The sequence below is a fragment of the Halobacillus sp. A5 genome (assembly GCF_024189315.1).
Classification (GTDB): Bacteria; Bacillota; Bacilli; order Bacillales; family Halobacillaceae; genus Halobacillus_A.
Genome location: NZ_JAIZEO010000003.1, coordinates 142,906 through 161,615, shown reverse-complemented (window position 1 = coordinate 161,615; position 18,710 = coordinate 142,906). Strand labels below are relative to the sequence as shown.

At 42.9% G+C, this 18,710-nt stretch carries 15 protein-coding genes; 4 read left to right on the top strand and 11 right to left on the bottom strand.

Annotated features, from left to right (window positions below; genetic code table 11):
* Positions 1-54: 54 nt before the first annotated feature.
* From LF822_RS12650 to LF822_RS12625, 6 genes are all read right to left on the bottom strand, one after another.
* Positions 55-1,044 (bottom strand): agmatinase family protein, encoded by a 990-nt coding sequence (locus LF822_RS12650; protein ID WP_253924432.1) that lies wholly within the window; start codon positions 1,042-1,044, stop codon positions 55-57.
* Positions 1,041-2,315, bottom strand: a complete 1,275-nt coding sequence (gene hutI / locus LF822_RS12645) for an imidazolonepropionase (protein WP_253924431.1) — start codon at positions 2,313-2,315, stop codon at positions 1,041-1,043. Before hutI ends, LF822_RS12650 begins: the two co-directional genes overlap by 4 nt.
* Complete coding sequence (gene hutU, locus LF822_RS12640; RefSeq protein ID WP_253924430.1) at positions 2,315-3,994, bottom strand: urocanate hydratase; 1,680 nt, start codon at positions 3,992-3,994, stop codon at positions 2,315-2,317. Before hutU ends, hutI begins: the two co-directional genes overlap by 1 nt.
* Before the next feature lie 39 nt (positions 3,995-4,033).
* Positions 4,034-5,572, bottom strand: a complete 1,539-nt coding sequence (locus LF822_RS12635) for an HAL/PAL/TAL family ammonia-lyase (RefSeq protein ID WP_253924429.1) — start codon at positions 5,570-5,572, stop codon at positions 4,034-4,036.
* Positions 5,573-5,588: 16 nt separating this feature from the next.
* Positions 5,589-7,169, bottom strand: a complete 1,581-nt coding sequence (locus LF822_RS12630; protein WP_253924428.1) for a BCCT family transporter — start codon at positions 7,167-7,169, stop codon at positions 5,589-5,591.
* Between the two features lie 266 nt (positions 7,170-7,435).
* Positions 7,436-8,911 carry a helix-turn-helix domain-containing protein gene (locus LF822_RS12625; RefSeq protein WP_253924936.1) on the bottom strand — a complete coding sequence of 492 codons (1,476 nt, stop codon included), beginning with the start codon at positions 8,909-8,911 and terminating at the stop codon, positions 7,436-7,438.
* Positions 8,912-9,540: 629 nt separating this feature from the next.
* On the opposite strand from LF822_RS12625, the gene LF822_RS12620 reads away from it, so the two are divergent.
* The 3 genes from LF822_RS12620 to LF822_RS12610 all read left to right on the top strand — a co-directional run bounded on the left by LF822_RS12620 (position 9,541) and on the right by LF822_RS12610 (position 12,060).
* Complete coding sequence (locus LF822_RS12620; RefSeq protein WP_253924427.1) at positions 9,541-10,113, top strand: DeoR family transcriptional regulator; 573 nt, start codon at positions 9,541-9,543, stop codon at positions 10,111-10,113.
* 71 nt (positions 10,114-10,184) lie between these two features.
* Positions 10,185-11,570 (top strand): PepSY-associated TM helix domain-containing protein, encoded by a 1,386-nt coding sequence (locus LF822_RS12615; protein WP_253924426.1) that lies wholly within the window; start codon positions 10,185-10,187, stop codon positions 11,568-11,570.
* A 25-nt stretch (positions 11,571-11,595) separates the two neighbouring features.
* Entirely contained in the window at positions 11,596-12,060 is a 465-nt protein-coding gene (locus LF822_RS12610) for a FixH family protein (protein WP_253924425.1), read from the top strand.
* A gap of 259 nt (positions 12,061-12,319) precedes the next feature.
* Here LF822_RS12610 and LF822_RS12605 read toward each other — a convergent pair whose 3' ends face one another.
* From LF822_RS12605 to LF822_RS12595, 3 genes are read right to left on the bottom strand one after another with little or no spacing between them, the layout of a single operon-like run.
* Positions 12,320-13,651, bottom strand: a complete 1,332-nt coding sequence (locus LF822_RS12605) for a nucleoside recognition domain-containing protein (protein ID WP_253924935.1) — start codon at positions 13,649-13,651, stop codon at positions 12,320-12,322.
* 52 nt (positions 13,652-13,703) lie between these two features.
* Entirely contained in the window at positions 13,704-14,402 is a 699-nt protein-coding gene (locus tag LF822_RS12600; RefSeq protein ID WP_253924424.1) for a FeoB small GTPase domain-containing protein, read from the bottom strand.
* Entirely contained in the window at positions 14,395-14,643 is a 249-nt protein-coding gene (locus LF822_RS12595; protein ID WP_371925923.1) for a FeoA family protein, read from the bottom strand. The genes LF822_RS12600 and LF822_RS12595 overlap by 8 nt, the downstream gene beginning before the upstream one ends.
* 515 nt (positions 14,644-15,158) lie before the next feature.
* Between LF822_RS12595 and LF822_RS12590 the strand changes: the two genes are divergently transcribed.
* A complete protein-coding gene (locus LF822_RS12590) occupies positions 15,159-16,097 on the top strand; it encodes a cation diffusion facilitator family transporter (protein ID WP_253924422.1) in 939 nt (312 codons plus the stop codon).
* A 142-nt stretch (positions 16,098-16,239) separates the two neighbouring features.
* Here LF822_RS12590 and fbp read toward each other — a convergent pair whose 3' ends face one another.
* Together fbp and copZ are read right to left on the bottom strand one after the other, a co-directional pair.
* Positions 16,240-18,171 (bottom strand): fructose-1,6-bisphosphatase, encoded by a 1,932-nt coding sequence (fbp, locus tag LF822_RS12585; protein WP_253924421.1) that lies wholly within the window; start codon positions 18,169-18,171, stop codon positions 16,240-16,242.
* 331 nt (positions 18,172-18,502) lie between these two features.
* Positions 18,503-18,709: a copper chaperone CopZ gene (copZ, locus tag LF822_RS12580; protein ID WP_253924420.1), complete on the bottom strand. Its 207-nt coding sequence runs from the start codon at positions 18,707-18,709 to the stop codon at positions 18,503-18,505.
* Position 18,710 lies beyond the last annotated feature (1 nt).

Sequence of the window (18,710 nt, the reverse complement as noted above, 5' to 3'; positions counted from 1 at the left end):
TTCAGCTTAAAAAGTGACCTCAAGTCCCGGTTGAGGACCTGAGGTTTACTCTATTTATCCTCGCTGACAATAACCTGTTAAAAACGAAAGCATCGTATGGACAGCTGCTTTCACATGCATTTCGCCTATATCCTTTCGGGGATCGAGGCAGACAATGTCCATCGCCTTCACTTTTGGATGCTTTCCTGCCAATTGGACGGCATCGAATAATTCTGCGGTGTACATGCCGCCCGGGGTTGCAGCAGGAGCTCCCGGCCCATTTGTGATGTCCAGCACATCCATATCGACTGTTAAATAAATGGTGTCCACCTCCCCATTTAATGTTTCTAAGGCTTGCTGGATTGTCGCTTCGATTCCTTTTCTCCGCGCTTGTTTCATCGTCGTATAATGGATACCTTTTTCATCGGCAAAATACTTCAGTTCACGTGCATTGAAAAACCCATGCAGCCCGATGTTATGCACATGCTTTCCTTTTACGACTTCTTCATCCAGCAGCTGGCGGATCGGTGTGCCGTTTGCCGGTCCGAGGGTGGCCGTATCCCTCAAATCAAAGTGGGTATCCAGTTGAAGGATGCCGATCGTTTCGTCCTTATGCGACTGCTTCCACCCTTTGACCAGCTGGGCCGTTATCGAGTGATCTCCACCGATAACGAGTGGAAGGGCGTGAGGGTGATGGGTGCGCATCGCGGTCATGGCTACGGTAATCTGCTCATGGGTATAAGCGATGTTTGTGACATGCTGCTTCACATCTCCAAGGTCAACGATTCTCAGCTGGGCCAGATCAATATCTTCGTCCAGATTATACGTACCAAACCCCTTCCACGCTTGGCGTAACGCATCTGGATTTTCACTGGCAGAGGAGGAGCTTATGGACGACTTGGAAAGTGGGACGCCAAGCAGTGTCACGTCATAGTCGGACCAATTCGGCTTTCCGTCTCCCAGCGTCTCAATCCATTCATGGACCTTCACATCTGATTTCGCTTCGGTACGTGTGTTCCAGATGAATTTTGGGCGGTCTAATTGAGGGTATGGATAGCTGCTCATTGCAGCTGCCCTCCCACAACGACCGGTTTTCCAGATTTGATGACCGTGTCCACATGATTCATTCCATATTGATAGGACAGCACCATGTAGTTCGGTACATCAAAAATGGTGACATCGCCATTTTTCCCTTCCTCCAGACTGCCCGCTTCATCAGCTATACCAATCGCGTGAGCAGCATTGATCGTCGCCGCTGTCAGTACCTCTTCAGGTGTCATCCCCATCATCAGGCATCCTAAGTTCATGATGAATGGTAACGAAATCGTCGGTGAAGAACCAGGGTTAGCGTCTGTGGAGAGAGACACGGGGACGCCCGCATCAATCATTTCCCGGCCCCGTGCAAATTCCGCCATGAGGAAAAATGCAGTCCCGGGAAGCAGTACACCCATAACGCCCTTCTCAGCCATTGCTTTAAGCCCCTCATCCGATGCACGCAGCAGGTGGTCGGCCGAAATCGCCCCAACCTCTGCAGCTAATTCAGCTCCTGCATACGGTTCAATTTCATCGGCATGGATTTTTGGAATGAGTCCGTGTTTTTTACCGGCTTCAAGAATTCGGCGAGATTGCTCCGGGGTGAAGACTCCGCGTTCACAAAAGACGTCATTAAACTTGGCCAGTCCCTGGCTGGCGACTTCAGGAATCATCTCTTCAATAACTCGATCCACAAATGCCTCCGGATTCTTTTTCTCATCCATTGGCACGGCATGGGCCCCCATAAAAGTGGACACAATATCGATGTCGTGGCTTTCATGAAGCTGCTTCGCCACCTCCAACTGTTTGAGCTCGTGCTCAAGAGTCAAACCATAGCCGCTCTTAGCTTCCACCGTTGTGACACCATGCAGGAAAAATTTGTTCAAGCGTTTTTTCGATTCTTCGAAAAGCTGTTCGTGGCTTGCCGCTTGTGTCGCGCGGGTCGTGGCATGGATGCCGCCCCCGGCTTCCATAATATCCATATAGGATTTGCCTTTTAAGCGCATGGCGTATTCATTTTCTCTTGTACCGGCATGAACGAGGTGAGTGTGAGGATCAATCAGACCGGGGCTCACCACTTTACCAGCTGCATCGATTACTTTCATCGAGCCGATGCGGTCACTGAATTTTTTTCGAAGCTCTGCATCCGGACCGACGGCGGTTACTTTTCCGTCCTCAATCAAAACACTGCCGTTTTCAATGATTTGTAAATCCGACATCGCTTCTTTGGCAGCCGGTTTCTGCGAATGACCGGCAAGCGTAATTAATTGAGCGGCTTTGCTTATATAAATGGATTGAGTCATTATTTCTCACCTCCCTGTTGTTTGAGCATCGGAATTTGGACACCTTGCTCACGGGCCGTTTTTTCTGCCAAATCATAACCCGCATCCACATGGCGCGCGATGCCCATGCCGGGATCTGAAGTCAATACACGATCAAGTCGTGCTTCAGCTTCCTTCGTGCCATCCGCCACAATGACCATGCCTGCATGAAGAGAATAACCCATTCCTACGCCGCCTCCATGGTGGACGCTGACCCAGCTTGCTCCTCCTACACTGTTAATTAACGCATTTAAGATCGGCCAGTCTGCGACAGCATCACTGCCGTCCTTCATGCCTTCCGTTTCTCGGTTTGGAGAAGCCACAGAGCCTGAATCCAGATGATCACGGCCGATGACAATCGGCGCTTTCAATTCTCCGTTCGCTACCATTTCATTAATGATTTTCCCAAACCTGGCGCGCTCTCCGTAGCCTAACCAGCAAATACGGGAAGGCAGTCCTTGAAAGCTGATTTTTTCACGAGCCATCCGGATCCAATTGCACAAGTGTTCATTGTCACTGAACTCCCTAAGGATGACTTCATCGGTTTTATAAATGTCTTCCGGATCACCTGACAACGCAGCCCAGCGGAAAGGACCTTTCCCTTCACAAAATTGCGGCCGGATGTAGGCGGGAACGAATCCAGCAAAGTCAAAGGCATTTTCTACACCTTCATCTTTGGCCACCTGGCGGATGTTGTTTCCGTAATCAAAGGTCACCGCTCCCTTTTCCATCATGTTAAGCATGGCCTTCACATGCTCTGCCATAGATGCCTTTGACAGCGTGACGTATTGTTTGGCATCATTCTTTCTTAATTGATCGGCCTCATCCAGTGTTAAACCTGAAGGAACATACCCATTTAAAGGGTCATGAGCAGAAGTCTGATCCGTTAATACATCTGGAATAAATCCTTTAGCGATCATATCCGGAAGAACTTCTGACGCATTGCCAACAAGTCCAATGGATAAAGGCTTTCCTTCACTTTTGGCTTCTTGAGCAATACGGATAGCTTCCTCTAATGAATCGGTTTTAACATCGGTATAACGAGTTTCAATTCGGCGGTCGACCCGCGCTTCATCCACTTCGATGGCAATGCACACGCCGCCGTTCATCGTAACCGCAAGTGGCTGAGCCCCGCCCATTCCGCCAAGGCCGGCTGTTACCGTTATCGTATGTTTAAGAGTATTGTTAAAATGCTGTTTGGCAAGTTCAGCAAAGGTTTCATACGTTCCCTGAACAATGCCCTGCGACCCGATATAGATCCAGCTCCCAGCGGTCATCTGCCCATACATCATGAGACCTTTTTTATCTAATTCATGAAAGGTATCCCAGTCGGCATACGCAGGGACAATATTTGAATTGGCGATAAGAACTCTCGGCGCATCTTTGTGTGATTTAAATACAGCGACGGGTTTCCCTGACTGAACAAGTAGAGTCTCATCATCTTCAAGCTCCTTTAAAGAATGAACAATGGCATCGAAGCATTCCCAGTTTCGCGCGGCTTTTCCGATCCCGCCGTACACGACGAGTTCTTCCGGCTTTTCTGCAACTTCCGGGTCTAAATTATTCATTAACATGCGCAGAGCCGCTTCCTGCAGCCAGCCTTTTGTATTTAATTCCGATCCACGATAACGAACCACTTTTCCCTCATTTATTTGTACCATGATCATGGCCTCCCTTTAGCTTTTTTCTAATTTTGTAATCTAGTGAAGCGCACCAATTTTTTCTTCTACAACGGCAAGGATTTCTCCGGAATGAATGAAGTCTTTCAATATTTCTATGTCAGGGTATAAATACTTATCCTCTGTCATTGGCGAGACGGATTGGGCGATACGTTCAAGTACAGCTTGTGACGCCGAACCTGGAGTAAGATCGTTTTCCATCAATTGATGGGCATTATACGTTGACAAAAGTTCAACAGCTAGAATATATTCAAGCTTTTTCACTACGTCCCGCGCCTTTTTGGCTGAATTGTACCCCATTGCCACATAGTCCTCCTGATCCGCACAAGTTGGTATGCTGTCAACTGTGGCCGGATAGGATAATATTTTCATATCATTTAACAGTCCGGCCTGTGAATACTGCGGGATCATCAACCCCGAATTCAGGCCGGAACCCTGGACAAGAAAAGGCGGGTACTCTGAGAGGTTAGAGTTGATCATGCGATTATTTCTTCTTTCAGACATACTGGCAATGGACGTCACCCCGATACATGCGGAGTCCATTTCAATCCCGATATAGGAGGAGTCGCAGTTACTTCCCGATATCGCCCCGCCTCCATCGTCGTCCGGCCATAAAATCGGATTATCACAGCATGCATTCATTTCTATTTCGAGAGTATACAATGCATCGTTAAGAGTTTTTTTAGCAGCTCCGTGCAATTGAGGTACCGCCCTTATGGATAAGGCATCCTGCAGACGATGATCGACCGATTGCTTGGCAATCATGGAATCCTCCAGTATCCGTCTTATATTAGCGGCTGTGTTTCTTTGCTGTTCATGCGGGCGGACCCTCATTAGACGGTCGTCTAAGGAACGGGTCGTTCCTTTTAGCACTTCTAAAGTCATCGCCGCAATGATGTCAGCCGACCTGGCTGCCTTTACCATATCGTATAACGCGAGAGCACCCATGGCAGTTGGACTTGTAGTGCCGTTGATTAAGGCCAGCCCCTCTTTAGCACCCAGCTCGACCGGCTCTAATTCTGCTTTTTCGAGCGCTTCCTTTGATCGCATTAACTCTCCTTTCACGTAAGCTTTTCCTTCACCGAGCAGGACTAAGGCGATATGGGCTTCTACATTTAAGTAACCTACCGAGCCTTCACGGGGAACAAAAGGGGTAACCCCGCGATTTAACAGCTCCCGGTACATTTCAAGAGTACGTAGTTGAACTCCAGAATACCCCTGCCCTAAATTTTGCAGGACCATCAGCATAATGGCTCTTACGCATTCCTGATCGAGCGGCTCTCCAACGGATGCGGCATGCGATAAAAGAATATTTTTTTGTAACTGCTTCGTTTGGCCGGTAGATATGACCTGCGTGGACAGCGCTCCAAACCCTGTATTAACTCCATACATGATTCTTCCTTCTTCCATCCGTTTGTTTAGGAGAGAACGGGAATGTTCCACGCGTTGACGGTAAGTATCAGAAAACTGTACATACGTACCATCACGGGCCACAGAGACAAACTCTTCTAAGGTTATCGCAGACCCAAGAGTCACACCTTTTAGTTGTTGACCTGGCATGCAGCTTCCCTCCATTCTATTTTTCAATTTTATCGATAAAGAACATTTTTATGGCGGAACAAACCTGAAGAACAAAAACAAAAAGTACGGCTGATCCCCCTAAAGCTGCTAAATATTTCACACCATCCACGCCCTGCGCCCCTCCGGCAAAGGTAACCATTAAGAAAGCAACCGTTGCAATAGAGATCGCCCAGAGAAGCATTTTCCATTTTGCCGGTTCTTCATCATAGCGAATGTTAACGGTACATACCGTTGATATCGCCCGCACCATCGAGTCAGCTGCCGTGGCAAAAGAAAGAATGAGAACAATCATGACCACGGGAATAATGACGGCCGCCAGGGGCAGATTGGCTAAGAAGGTCCATAAGCCTGCAACAGCTCCGCTTTCTTCGATTGTTGACACCAGATCTAAGGTACCGCTCTCCTGCCAATGTAAGGCTGTGCCGCCAAAGACTCCAAACCAGAGGATGCTGAAGACCGCCGGCAGTATCCAATTGATGAACATAAACTGACGAATCGTCCGCCCGTAGGAAATAATAGCGAGAAAGATCCCCATTAACGGGGCATACGCAATCCAGATCGCCCAGTCATACAATGTCCACCACATGACAAGAGCCTCTCCTCCCCTCACGCCGGGATCAAGTCCCCATCCCCAGAAATTCTCAAGCCAGTAGGAAAACCCGGCTGTCGTCGAGTTTAAGATGTATAAGGTTGGACCAATGACGATGAGCACAGCGAGAAGGATATAAAAGATGGTCGCGTTCAAACTGGACATCCGGCGAATACCTTTGTTTAACCCTTTTAATGCAGATACGGTAAATAACCCAGTCGTAATAACCGCCAGCATAAACCAGACAGCCGGCCCTTGTTCAATACCGTATGTTGTCGCAATGCCGGAACCAACTAATGCCAGTCCTGCTCCAAGTGAAGAAGCCAGACCAAGTGCTATCGCCAGGACCGCGAGCGTGTCAATGATTCCCGGCCAAATTCCCCTGGTGACTTTATCACCGAATAGAGGCGTTAACGTTCCAGAAACAGACAATTCCTGCTTTCTGTTAAAATACATATACGCGACGACTAAACCACTGAGTGAATACATCGCGTAAGGAATAAATGTCCAATTATATAAAGAGCGGCCCATCGCGAAAAAAGCGGCCGTCGGGGTTCCTGGTTCAACACCCGTATTGGCCATTTCTCCATAAATGTCACCAAAATATATTATTGGTTCATTCACTCCATAAGTAATGACTCCTGTGGCGATCCCTCCCGTCAGCGCCATCGCAAACCAGGCTCGAAACGGAAATTTCGGCTTGGCCTCTTCCCCGCCAAGGCGAACGTTCCCTATTTTAGAAAACGTAACGATACTCACAATAATTAAAGCAACAAGTGAAATGATTTGATAAAGCCATCCGAGCCCCTTGAGTGATCCGGTAAACCCATTCATAGAAATTTCAGTCAATAGTTCATTGTTTACGATTCCTAAAATGGCTCCCCCTCCGACAATTAGAAAGGACGGAACAAATACAGATTTTCTCGTTTTGTTTTTCGTCTCTTTTATGTGTTCCGTATCATGTCCCTTGTCAGCAGCCAGCGACATCCTTCATTCCTCCTTCTTTTTTTTAGCTGTTTTTAAAAAAAGATAAAGAAGGAGAATGCCGCCATGAAGATAACGCTTTCATTCATGGTTCATTTCTAAAACCTCTTTATCTTAATCTAGTAAAATTATAAAATATTGATTTTTCAAAAAATAGATGATAAATTTTCGAAATTCCTAAATTTTTTTCGAAAATACTAAAAAACTCCCCTCCTTCCTTCGTGAAACTTTAAATTATTATCGATTCTTATATTTATTTACGGTTCCTGTTATCCGTTTCTCATGTATTCTCTATATTCACGCGGGGCCATCGTCGTAAATTCTTTAAAAAGCTTTGTAAAATAACTCGGATGACGGAAGCCTGTTTGTTCGGCCACTTCTTTAATAGAAAGCTGGGTTCCGGTTAACAATTGTTTGGCTTCTTCGACCCGCTTGTTCGCCAATTGCTGCCGAAACGGGGTTCCCTGCTTTTTCATTAATAAATGGCTGAAGTAGGCTGGACTTCTTCCGACGGCATCTGCCACATGTTGAAGAGTTAAGTCTGGATCGGAGTAGTGGTTTTCAATATAAAGAATCCCTCTCTCAATCACATCTTTTTTAGAAAACACCTCTTCTGTATTGGAACGATCAAGCAATTCATAAAGAAATAGAAGCATTTCCTGCACAATTCGATACAGCACCCGGTTAAATAGGATTTCAGAAAAAATTCTCATATAATGCTCTTCCATTTCCCCCTGATCCAGCTGGTAGATTTTCATGAATCGCCTCACCTGCGCCAGAATGCTGGTCAATCTTATCCTCAGCTTTTCCGGGTTGGGAAAGGGTGTTTCCATTTGGAGAAACTCTTGATGCATTTTATGTTTAATTTGTTGTTTATCAAATTGATTTAACATTTCCACCCATTCCCGCTGCTCCACAGACGTTAGAAATGGGTCGATCTCCTGCCATGCGTCGTAGGAATCATTGGGTAAGATCACCTGGCTGTACCCAATGAAAAACGTAATTTCCAACAGCCTCCTGGCTGAAAGATACATATCATGGATCGTCTTATGGACAGTATTAGGCGGAATAATAACCGCAGCAAGCGGATCAATATTAGTCGTTTCCCAGTCTCTTAAAATTTTCCAGGCTTCTTCTCTTAAGTGCTGGGTTGGATTTCTAAACAAACAAATCACCATATCTGATAGAGGAAGCACGATCGGGGGCTCTCGAAACGGAAAGTACTTCGAAAACTTATGCAAATCTGCTAGTTTTTTATTATTTTCCGGATGTAACAGCATTAACCCGATTTCCCCATGATTTAAATCCCGGTCCAGAAACAGCGATCGGTATGAAGGTTCCTCCTCACCTTTATCCACTAAAGAGGCCTGAGGGGTTTCCTGCTCCGTAACAAGTGATAATGCCATTCTGAAATTTTGGTTAATATTCACTGGATCCAGTGGTTTAACAAGTAAATCTACACATCCCAAGGCAATCGCCTGCTTCGCACGCTCAAATGTCGCCTCTGCCGTAACAGCAATGGTCTTTGGAGCATTCTTTTTCACATTCCTTGTCACTAAAGACCAATTTTCGTTCGAAATCATATCCAGCTCAAGGTACAGCAGATCAGGCCTTTCTTTTTCTAGTAAAGTCATGGTTTCCTTAACTGTATGAGCAATAAAAACTTCATGAATCGGAATGGAATAGGTGGAAATCAGCCATTCAATGGCAATACTTTCATTTTTGTCTCTTTCTGCAATGACCATTTTCAAAGCTTTCACCTCCCTTTGCTTTACCTATCAAATTAGTTAGACAAACAAAAAAATTATTCGCAAATTGCTACTAGAAATTTCCATTTAATTTGGAGCTTTATAACTCTTTGGATATAAGTGTAAATAGAATCACACAACAACCTTTAGTTTGACGGTCAGTGTAGACTTTTCAGCTTAATAACCTTGCTATACCCACAGCAAACGCCGAGTCTAAATCAATATAGAATACCTTATTTTTCATAAACTATACACCAATCCTTACTAACTAAAAAGCTAAAAAAAGCAACTATCTCTTTTAGATAGTCGCTCCTTTATTCTTTTGTCCATTATATCGTTGCAACCTTAATTTATTTAATGGACCATTCCGCCTTGGTTAATAACAAAAGTTCTTTACTTTGCTTGCAAATTTACCCAAGCACCCCTTCAACTTCATTCCTCTTTAATCTCAGTAGAAGAAGATATGAACACACTATAATCATTTAATGACGATATTGTTACAATTTATCTTTTAATAACATTTTCCATCATAATTCTATTGCCCGAAAATAATAAGTGATTTAAGGTTTATATAAATATAGTTAAGCTAATTCAATTCGTAATATTTTAGTAATAGGAGGAATTTTGTGTTACCTATCGATAGACAAAAACAAATCTTAACATGGCTAGAAAACGAAAAATCATTACGTGTTACAACTATCAGCCAACGCTTGGACGTATCAGAAATGACCGTTTATCGCGACCTCAATCCATTAATTAAACAGAATAAAGTTATAAAAACTTCAAGCGGGGTCACTTTGTCCACTCCCGCTGCGGTCCCTACTGACAACTGTCCTTATTGTCTGAAGCCGTCAAGCGGCAAACTGTCTGTCCAAATCATCAAAGAAAATCAACAGATAGAAAATGCATGCTGTGCCCATTGTGCATTAATGAGATACCAAGATATTAAAAATAATGTTTCACAAGTCATTTGCCGTGATTTCCTTAAAGATACGACAATCAATGCGAAGGCCGCCACCTTTCTAATAGATGCCGATTTAGACTTGAATTGCTGTGAGCCGCAGCCGATTATTTTTGCCTCAAGAAAACAGGCGAAACAATTCCAAAAGGGATTTGGAGGAAAGATATATAATTTTCAAGAGGCCATTCAAATGATCCTTAAAGAAATGAAGGTTGATTGCTGTTGCTGTGAAGAGTGAGCCGAACTATGGTTTCTCTCGTTGCCTACATAAAGAAAAAGTAAGCTTAAACCACATAAGGAGAAAAATAAATGAAGCAAGTAAAAGAAGAATTCATCACCACTAAAAAGGAAGAACAAACTGAAAAACGTGCAAAAGTCTCACTTCATCAAACAATATGGAGATGGCACTTTTATGCAGGCATTATCTTTGCTCCATTTCTTATCATTCTTGCGGTTACAGGAGCTATCTACTTATTTAAGCCGCAAATCGAGCAGGTGCTTTACCAGGAGTATTACGAGATTACCCCTCAGAGCGAAAAAATACCACCAGAAGAACAAATTGACCAAGTGGAAGAACAGTATCCCGATGCCGTCATTACCTCCTACCGCCCAGGAGAAGATGCAGCACGCTCAAGCGAAGTAACTCTCACTTCAAATAATGAATCTCTAACCGTTTTCATCAATCCCTATACTGGACAGTCCATGGGAACATTAAATAGTAAAGACCGTATTATGGATAAAATTGAAGAATTACATGGAGAGCTGATGGCTGGCACCACAGGAGATAGAATAGTTGAACTGGCAGCCTGCTGGGCGATCGTGTTAATCATTACAGGGCTGTTTTTATGGTTCCCTAAGAAAAAGGGAATTGCGGGTGTGATTGTCCCTAGATTTACGAAGAGAAAAAGGATTCTCCGTCGAGACCTTCATGCCGTCCCGGCGTTTTGGATTACACTCGGAATGTTTTTCTTAATTATGACAGGACTCCCATGGTCTGGTTTATGGGGAACGAACTTTCAAAACATGGCCACGAACACAGGTGAAGGCTATCCGCCATCTATTTGGACAGGAAGTCCTCCTACATCAGAAGTTCAGACGAAGGATATTGCAGAAGTGCCATGGGCTGCGGAAACGTTAGACGTTCCACAATCAGACGTTCAGGGATTGACTTCTTTATCGATCAATGAGGTGGTAGGTATAGCGGAGGGACAGAACATTCATCCGAGCTATACAGTCATGCTTCCAAGCGAACCAGACGGCGTGTTTACGCTGTCTGCTTTTCCTCCTAAAGCTCAAGATGAAGCCACTATCCATATAGATCAATATTCTGGTGCCATTCTGGCAGACTATCGCTACGATAACTACGGCATTATTGGAAAAATTGTCGCGTGGGGGATTACACTGCATAAAGGAACACAATTTGGGGCCCTCAACCAATTCATCAGTCTGCTCATTTGTTTTGGAATTATTCTCGTGGCGGTCAGCGGCTTATACTTATGGTGGAAACGAAAACCTAAACAAGGGTTAGGTGCGCCTAAAGCACCTCGCTTAAAGAATGCGAAATACTTTCTTATTTTATTTATAGCTTTAGGGTGTTTGTTCCCACTGGTTGGTTTATCTCTATTCGTGGTATGGCTGATAGATTGGCTGATTATCCAAAGAATTGAGAGTGTCAAAAACTTTCTAAATGCTTAATCTCAAGTAGTAAAGGGTGCTTTCCATGAAAAAAATATTATGTACGTCTCTAATTATTGTCATGATGTTAACAGGATGCTCACTCAAACAAGATGCTGATTCTCTCTATAATACGGAAACACCCCTTGATGCAGATATTATGATCCCTGAATCCATTAAAATTAATGAAAAGGAAGAAATCAAGGTGATCCTCACTCAGGGTGGACATCGAGTCAAGGATGCTGACTTTGTTCATGTGGAGATATGGAAACAGGATGGTTCAGTTTCATACCGGATGGAAGAAGCAATGAACAACGGAGATGGGGTGTATATCTTAAGGAAAGAATTAGATAGCGAAGGCTTATACTATGCTAAATTACATGCAGGGAACGATGGTTCAGTTATTGTCCCTCAAAAACAATTTATCGTAGGAGAACTTTCCAGTAGTGAAATAGATGCCCTCAAAGAAGATTTACCAAAGCAAAATGCAAATCAAGAGCCCCATCATTAATCACATTCAAACACGATTTCACAGCTACTATTGCATACTCGCCTCCTTCACCTGGTGGATCTATTTCTAATGTAAAACGCTTCACCAAACTAATAAACTATCTAAGTGAACTGTATTAATAATTAATAGTTATGTAATTTCAAATAAAGAGGAGCACATTTATATAGATTTAAAAGGTTTCAAGCTTGCCTGCAGGGCACTTCCTCCCAGGTCTATTCTTAAACCCGGAGGACCCTGCTTAAACCACATATCGGTGGAATTACACCCATCCTAATCCCCTCACGATTTGCGCCACAATAAAAGTAATGGCAATCGCTATAATTGTGGGAATGAGTGCAGACATGAGTGTCCATTTCACACTCTTCGTTTCTTTATAAATAGTGTAAATTGTTGTTCCACATGGATAGTGTAAAAGGGAGAATAACATCATATTCAACGCAGTTAACCACGTCCATCCATGATCGAGGAAAATACTTTTCAAAGCATCTAAATCATTTACCTCGGTCATTGCACCTGTGGATAAATACCCCATTAATAAGATAGGCAAGACAATTTCATTGGCTGGCAAGCCTAAAATAAAGGCCATGAGTATATAACCATCAAGCCCAAGCGAATGTGCAAAAGGATCAAGAAAGGTGACTATGTGTTCAAGTACGCTTACATTACCTATATCAATATTTGCTAATATCCATGTGGCCACACCGGCTGGGGCAGCTACTTTAATAGCTCTTTTCAAGACGTATAGAGATTTATCAAGAGTGGCACGCACAAGGGTATCCCAGAATTTCGGTTTTCTATAGGGCGGTAACTCTAAAGTATAATGCGTGGGTACACCTTTTAAAGCTGTTTTTGATAAACCATAGGAAACTAGCAAAGTAATGACGATACCAAATAACACAATACCTATTACGACTGATGCAGTTACAAAGGTTTGCAAACCTCCTGTATAACCTGCAGCCATAAAAAGGGAGGATAGTAAAATCAAAGTCGGCCATCTTCCGTTACAAGGAACAAAGTTGTTCGTTAAAATCGCCAGCATTCTCTCTCTTGGTGATTCTATGATTCTTGTAGATATGATGGCTGCAGCATTACATCCAAATCCCATTGCCATCGTTAATGATTGTTTCCCGTGCCCTCCCGCACCTTTAAACAGTCGATCCATATTAAAAGCTACTCTCGGTAAGTAACCGTAATTCTCCAACAATGCAAACATAGGAAAAAAGATAAGCATAGGAGGAAGCATCACACTTACCACCCAGGAAACCCCTCTGTACAGACCCAGCACTAATAAACCATGCAGCCACTCTGGAGCCTGAATCCATTCAAACCCAAGGGTCAGATAAGTTTCAAAGTAACTAAACATTGAAGCTAACATCGAGGAAGGAATATTCGCACCTGCAATTGTTAAATAGATAACCCCTCCTAATAAGGCCAGCATGATTGGGTAACCCCAGATGGGGGAAGTTAGAATTTTGTCTAGTTTCTCCGATTTTTGATCATTAGTCGCTTCTTGATACTTCACACAGTCTTGACTAATCGAACGACTGGCTTGAAATATGTCACCCACAATTTCTTCTCTTGAATGGTTCATTTCCCCCGCATGTTGAAATAGTTGTTCGAGGGAGTTCTTCGAGGTATGGATTTCAGACATGGGAGACATCTCCTTCTGAGAACACCCTTTGATAAAGATGATCCATAAAACTCCGATCTCCATCCAATAGCTTTAAGGTCACCCAGCGGGTAGGATACTTCCCTTTAACAATCTGGCTTACATAAGGCTCTAATCTTTGAATGTCCTCTTCCATTTGTTCACTATATTTAACCTGATAAGGCGACGTAACGATCTCTCCTTTAGCTACTCCTTCAATTTTTTTTAATAAAAGATTTATCCCTGCTTTATTACGAGCTGATATGCTTGCTACGGGAATTCCAAGTTTCTTTTCCAGCCGGTCGTCATAGATTCTAATATTTCTCTTTTTTGCCTCATCAATTAAATTGATGCACAATACCGCTTGATCCGTCATTTCAAGAACCTGTAATACTAAATTCAGATTTCTTTCTAAAGATGTAGCATCCACGACTACCACGGTTACATCAGGTCGATCAAAAATAATATAATCTCTCGCGGTTTCTTCATCCGCCGAATTGGAATAAAGAGAGTAAGTCCCCGGTAAGTCGATCAGTGTGTAGTTCCCTTCGTTAAAAGTATAATTTCCCTTTGCTTGAATAACTGTTTTCCCCGGCCAGTTCCCTGTATGTTGGTTCATTCCTGTCAACGCATTAAATAGTGTGCTCTTTCCCGTATTTGGATTTCCAGCCAATGCTATTCGAAAATCACTCATGATTTATTTCTCCTTTCACTTTTTGACAATCAATCTGCGAGCTTTCTTCTTTTCTAAGTGCTACAGTGGTTCGGCTCACTTGGTAGGCCACGGGATCACCCATAGGACTCCTTTGAACATTTTTCACCACAGCACCAGGGACGAACCCAAGATCCAATAGCCTTCTAAGCATAGCGCCATCTAATCGCAGACTCTTAATTAATAAGTGATCACCGGGCCGGGATTCGTAAAGAGACATCATTTTGTGTTCCCCCATTTAATTTCACCTCAAATCAATATTTTCACCTTTGTAATTTTTTTTTACCTAACGCAACTTTTAAACACAGCTTATGCCTGTGATCAGACTTTGTCAATTGTTAGAATTGGAAATAATAAGAACAAAAGCGCAAGCGCCCTGGTAGACACTCGCGGCATAAGCATAACGGCTGAAGGAAGGCGGTCTTACCTCTCGCAGGACGGATGGCTTATGCCACGACTGCCTGTGCGCTTGCGCTGGGTGTCGCTTTATGAAAATGATCCACAGTTTGGAATTTTATAATTTCCTAAAGATACCACCCTGACTTATTCAGGTGAAAAGCACACTGAAAGGCAGCAAACAAAATAAATCATAACTTTTCCTCACAATTATAATAAGTTACACATCTCATATGTATATATGTTAACATATGCATATAGACATATTAAGAGCTGTATGATTTTTTATTTCTTGAACATGTTAGGCAAGACTAGGTATTCCAATGAAGGAGGATTTTTTTAATGGGACACGATCATTCTCATGGTGCCAATAAGAAGGCATTATTACTAAGCTTTATAATAACTACCTTGTATATGGTTATTGAAGCGATAGGCGGGCTCCTCACTAATAGCTTAGCCTTACTTTCTGATGCAGGTCATATGCTAAGTGACTCTATTTCTTTAGGAGTAGGATTAGCAGCATTCATCTTGGGAGAAAAAGTAGCAAATTATAGTAAAACTTATGGGTATAAACGTTTTGAAATCCTCGCTGCGCTATTTAATGGCGCTACATTAATAATAATATCTCTTTATATTTTTTATGAAGCTTATCACCGTTTCGTGCACCCGCCAGAAGTCGCCTCTTTCGGCATGCTGACCATAGCTGTGGTGGGCTTGATAGTAAATCTTCTTGTAGCCTGGATATTAATGCGGCAGGGGGATACGGAGGATAACCTTAACCTTCGTGCTGCTTTTCTACATGTTCTAGGAGATTTATTAGGGTCAGTGGGAGCTATAATCGCAGCTTTACTCATCATCTTCCTTGACTGGGGATGGGCAGATCCTCTCGCCAGCGTAGTAGTGGCGGTATTAATCTTAATAAGTGGAGGACGTGTAACCAAAGATTCTCTACATGTCTTAATGGAGGGGACTCCTAAACATATTAATTTTCAAGATGTCACCCGCACAATTGAAGATACCCCAGAAATAAACAGCATTCATGACCTCCATATTTGGTCAATCACTAGTGGGCAAAATGCTCTCTCCTGTCATGCCATTGTAAATGAAAACTTAACCATCAAAGAGTCACAACAAATGTTAAAGGATTTAGAACAAAAGCTGTTGGATGAAGGAATTGGACACATTACGATTCAAGTAGAGACGATGAATCATAACCATGAAGAGACCATTTTATGTAAAAATAATCAGGATCACAGTCATCCTCACCTTCATTCTCACTAGACCAATATATACAATGAAAAAGAACGGTACTGCCTATTAAGCCAGTCCCGTTCTTTCTGTATTTTCCCTGTAAGCGCCCTTTCTCAATGGGCCGATCTTCTACAAAATTGAGATTATCTTTTCTTAAATCAAGAGATTGTCCTTATTTCATATAACGATATTCCATCAAGCTATTTAAAATAGCCACCTCCTGCAATAACTCTTCTCCTACATTCGTTTCGGAAACCTTCTTTCTCTCAAGCTCCTTATCGACGAGTCTTTTCACTGACAGCACGTCTGTCCCGTTTCGGAGCACTTCTTCTTTTGAGTTGAATTGTTTATGAGCTACCAGCTGCATACCGTAGGAATTATATAGTAAGGTGTAGCCGGCAATCCCTGTTGTTGATTGATACGCTTTGGAAAAGCCGCCATCAATGACGATCATTTTACCGTCTGCTTTGATTGGATTCTCTCCTTCGATTTCTTTGACAGGCGTGTGACCGTTAATAATATGGCCCTGCTCGGGATCGAGATCAAATTCAGTTAGGAGGCTGCGGCAGGTTTCTTCATTTTCACGTAGATAGTAATAAGGATTCTTCTTCTCTTTGTGGGTTTCTTTATCTTTAATGAAGTACCTTTCAAAGGTCGTCATTGCTCTTTTTCCAAACAGCGATGAATATTCGCCTGTCCATAAATACCAGACCATATCTGTCGCAAGATCATCTGTTTTATCGGGATTGGCAAAAGCGTGTCGTAAGTAATGTTCGAAAATATCAAGCAGATCCCGGCCTGCATAGGTCTGCTTTTCGATCATCATTTTTTCCATGTTTCCTTCTTCATCTAAAGGAATACATCCATGAATTAATAGGTTGCCGTTATATTTCAAATAAAGGCTGCCTTTTTTCATGAGAAATTTCATGTGTCGGGCCAGCTTCTCCGAGTGCTGGATGGAGAACAGCAGCTTATCCATCACTTCCTGTTCTTCCTCTAATAGTTGATCAGGCTGCTCCGGATTTATCGTGGCAAAACAGCTGTTTTCCATCGGGTACGTTTTTCCATTCAGTGTGATTTCATTTTTTTCATAATTGACTTTCTCAAGCAGCAGCCTTTCTGACATGTTAAAATTCGGTCGTCTCTTGATGATCGGGCTTTCGAGCTTGAACTGGATCATGGCAATGGCCTGATGGATTTTCGTAATTTGTAATATTTCATGATCGGATGTTTTTTTATCGGAATGCGTTTTAGGTCTGAAGACGGGATTGTCCTCATAGTATTTATCGGCCAGATTCAAGAGTGGTCGAAGGTTGATTCCGTACACGTCTTCAATAATATCCAGGTTGTCATAGCGGGCACAGATACGAATGATATTAGCGAGGCACACCTTGGATCCGGCAAATGCGCCAATCCACAGGACATCATGATTGCCCCACTGAATGTCAACGGAAGGATAATTAATGAGCGTTTCCATAATTTTATCAGGCTCGGGACCCCGGTCATAAATATCGCCTACGACATGAAGGTGGTCTACAACCAGTTTCTGCGTCGTATAGGCGAGACCGATAATCAGCTTATCCGCCTGGCCGAGAGAAATAATCTGCTCGACGATCTTTATGTAATATTGTTCCTTATTTGCAGATTCCTCGGTTTTATAAAGCAGCTCTTCGATAATGTAGGCAAACTGATCCGGCAGGGCTTTACGTAATTTCGAACGGGTATATTTGGAGGAGGCGTAGGAAATGAGCTTAATCATATGGGCAATATTCTCTTTATACCATTCGTGTAATTCCTGGTCATTATCGAACCCATTTTTAATAATTTGCAATTTCTCTTCGGGATAATATACAAGCGTCGCCATTTCATTAATTTCCTCTTCGTAGATGACCCCGCTGAAAATATCTCTTATCTTCTCTTTCACCCGGCCCGATCCGTTTCTTAACACATGCTGAAAGGCTTGATACTCCCCGTGTAAATCACTGACAAAGTGCTCTGTTCCCTTGGGCAGATTGAGAATAGCTTCTAGATTGATGATTTCTGTGACTACTTTTTCTTCACTATCGTATTTCTGGGCCAGTAAATCTAAGTATTTAGTGTGCAACGTTCTGTATCCCCTTTCATAGATGATCGCTGGTATTTTAGTCTTTTGTTCACAATTGTAAAAATATTTATAAATTATATATGATAATAACATACTTCTGACTTTTATAGCGACGGCCCTGTCCTTTGGGATCGAGGGAAAGCGTAATAATGGAATTGCCCATAAATTGGTGTAAATGCCCATAAAACAGATTTTTCGCCCATAAAAGTCGGTTTTCGCCCATAAAAATCTATAAATGCCCTTAAATTCATTTTTCCGCCCATAAAGTAGTTTTATAGAAAAAAGCCTGCAGAGAGTAAATTCTCTCGACAGGCTGAGGGACTGGCTCGTTCTATGCGATATCGTATCCTAAATCTTCAATCGTTTCTTTCATCTGAGCCACGTCGGCTTTTGAAGGATCATATGCCACATCCACTTCGTTTCCTTCGAGACTTACGTGAACGGATTCTACTCTTTCAAGCGACCCTAACGCTCCTTCAATGGAAGATACGCAGTGACCGCAGGACATTCCGTTTACAGTTAATTTAATGGTTTCCATA

Bases quoted from the DNA above. Each gene is read 5' to 3' on its own strand.
- hutU (WP_253924430.1), bottom strand. From the start codon at position 3,994: ATGGTACAAATAAATGAGGGAAAAGTGGTTCGTTATCGTGGATCGGAA.
- LF822_RS12615 (WP_253924426.1), top strand. From the start codon at position 10,185: ATGAAGCAAGTAAAAGAAGAATTCATCACCACTAAAAAGGAAGAACAA.
- hutI (WP_253924431.1), bottom strand. From the start codon at position 2,315: ATGACTCAATCCATTTATATAAGCAAAGCCGCTCAATTAATTACGCTT.
- LF822_RS12630 (WP_253924428.1), bottom strand. From the start codon at position 7,169: ATGTCGCTGGCTGCTGACAAGGGACATGATACGGAACACATAAAAGAG.
- LF822_RS12595 (WP_371925923.1), bottom strand. From the start codon at position 14,643: ATGATGTCTCTTTACGAATCCCGGCCCGGTGATCACTTATTAATTAAG.
- LF822_RS12635 (WP_253924429.1), bottom strand. From the start codon at position 5,572: ATGCCAGGTCAACAACTAAAAGGTGTGACTCTTGGGTCTGCGATAACC.
- LF822_RS12600 (WP_253924424.1), bottom strand. From the start codon at position 14,402: ATGAGTGATTTTCGAATAGCATTGGCTGGAAATCCAAATACGGGAAAG.
- LF822_RS12625 (WP_253924936.1), bottom strand. From the start codon at position 8,911: ATGGTCATTGCAGAAAGAGACAAAAATGAAAGTATTGCCATTGAATGG.
- LF822_RS12590 (WP_253924422.1), top strand. From the start codon at position 15,159: ATGGGACACGATCATTCTCATGGTGCCAATAAGAAGGCATTATTACTA.
- copZ (WP_253924420.1), bottom strand. From the start codon at position 18,709: ATGGAAACCATTAAATTAACTGTAAACGGAATGTCCTGCGGTCACTGC.
- LF822_RS12605 (WP_253924935.1), bottom strand. From the start codon at position 13,651: ATGAACCATTCAAGAGAAGAAATTGTGGGTGACATATTTCAAGCCAGT.
- LF822_RS12610 (WP_253924425.1), top strand. From the start codon at position 11,596: ATGAAAAAAATATTATGTACGTCTCTAATTATTGTCATGATGTTAACA.
- LF822_RS12650 (WP_253924432.1), bottom strand. From the start codon at position 1,044: ATGAGCAGCTATCCATACCCTCAATTAGACCGCCCAAAATTCATCTGG.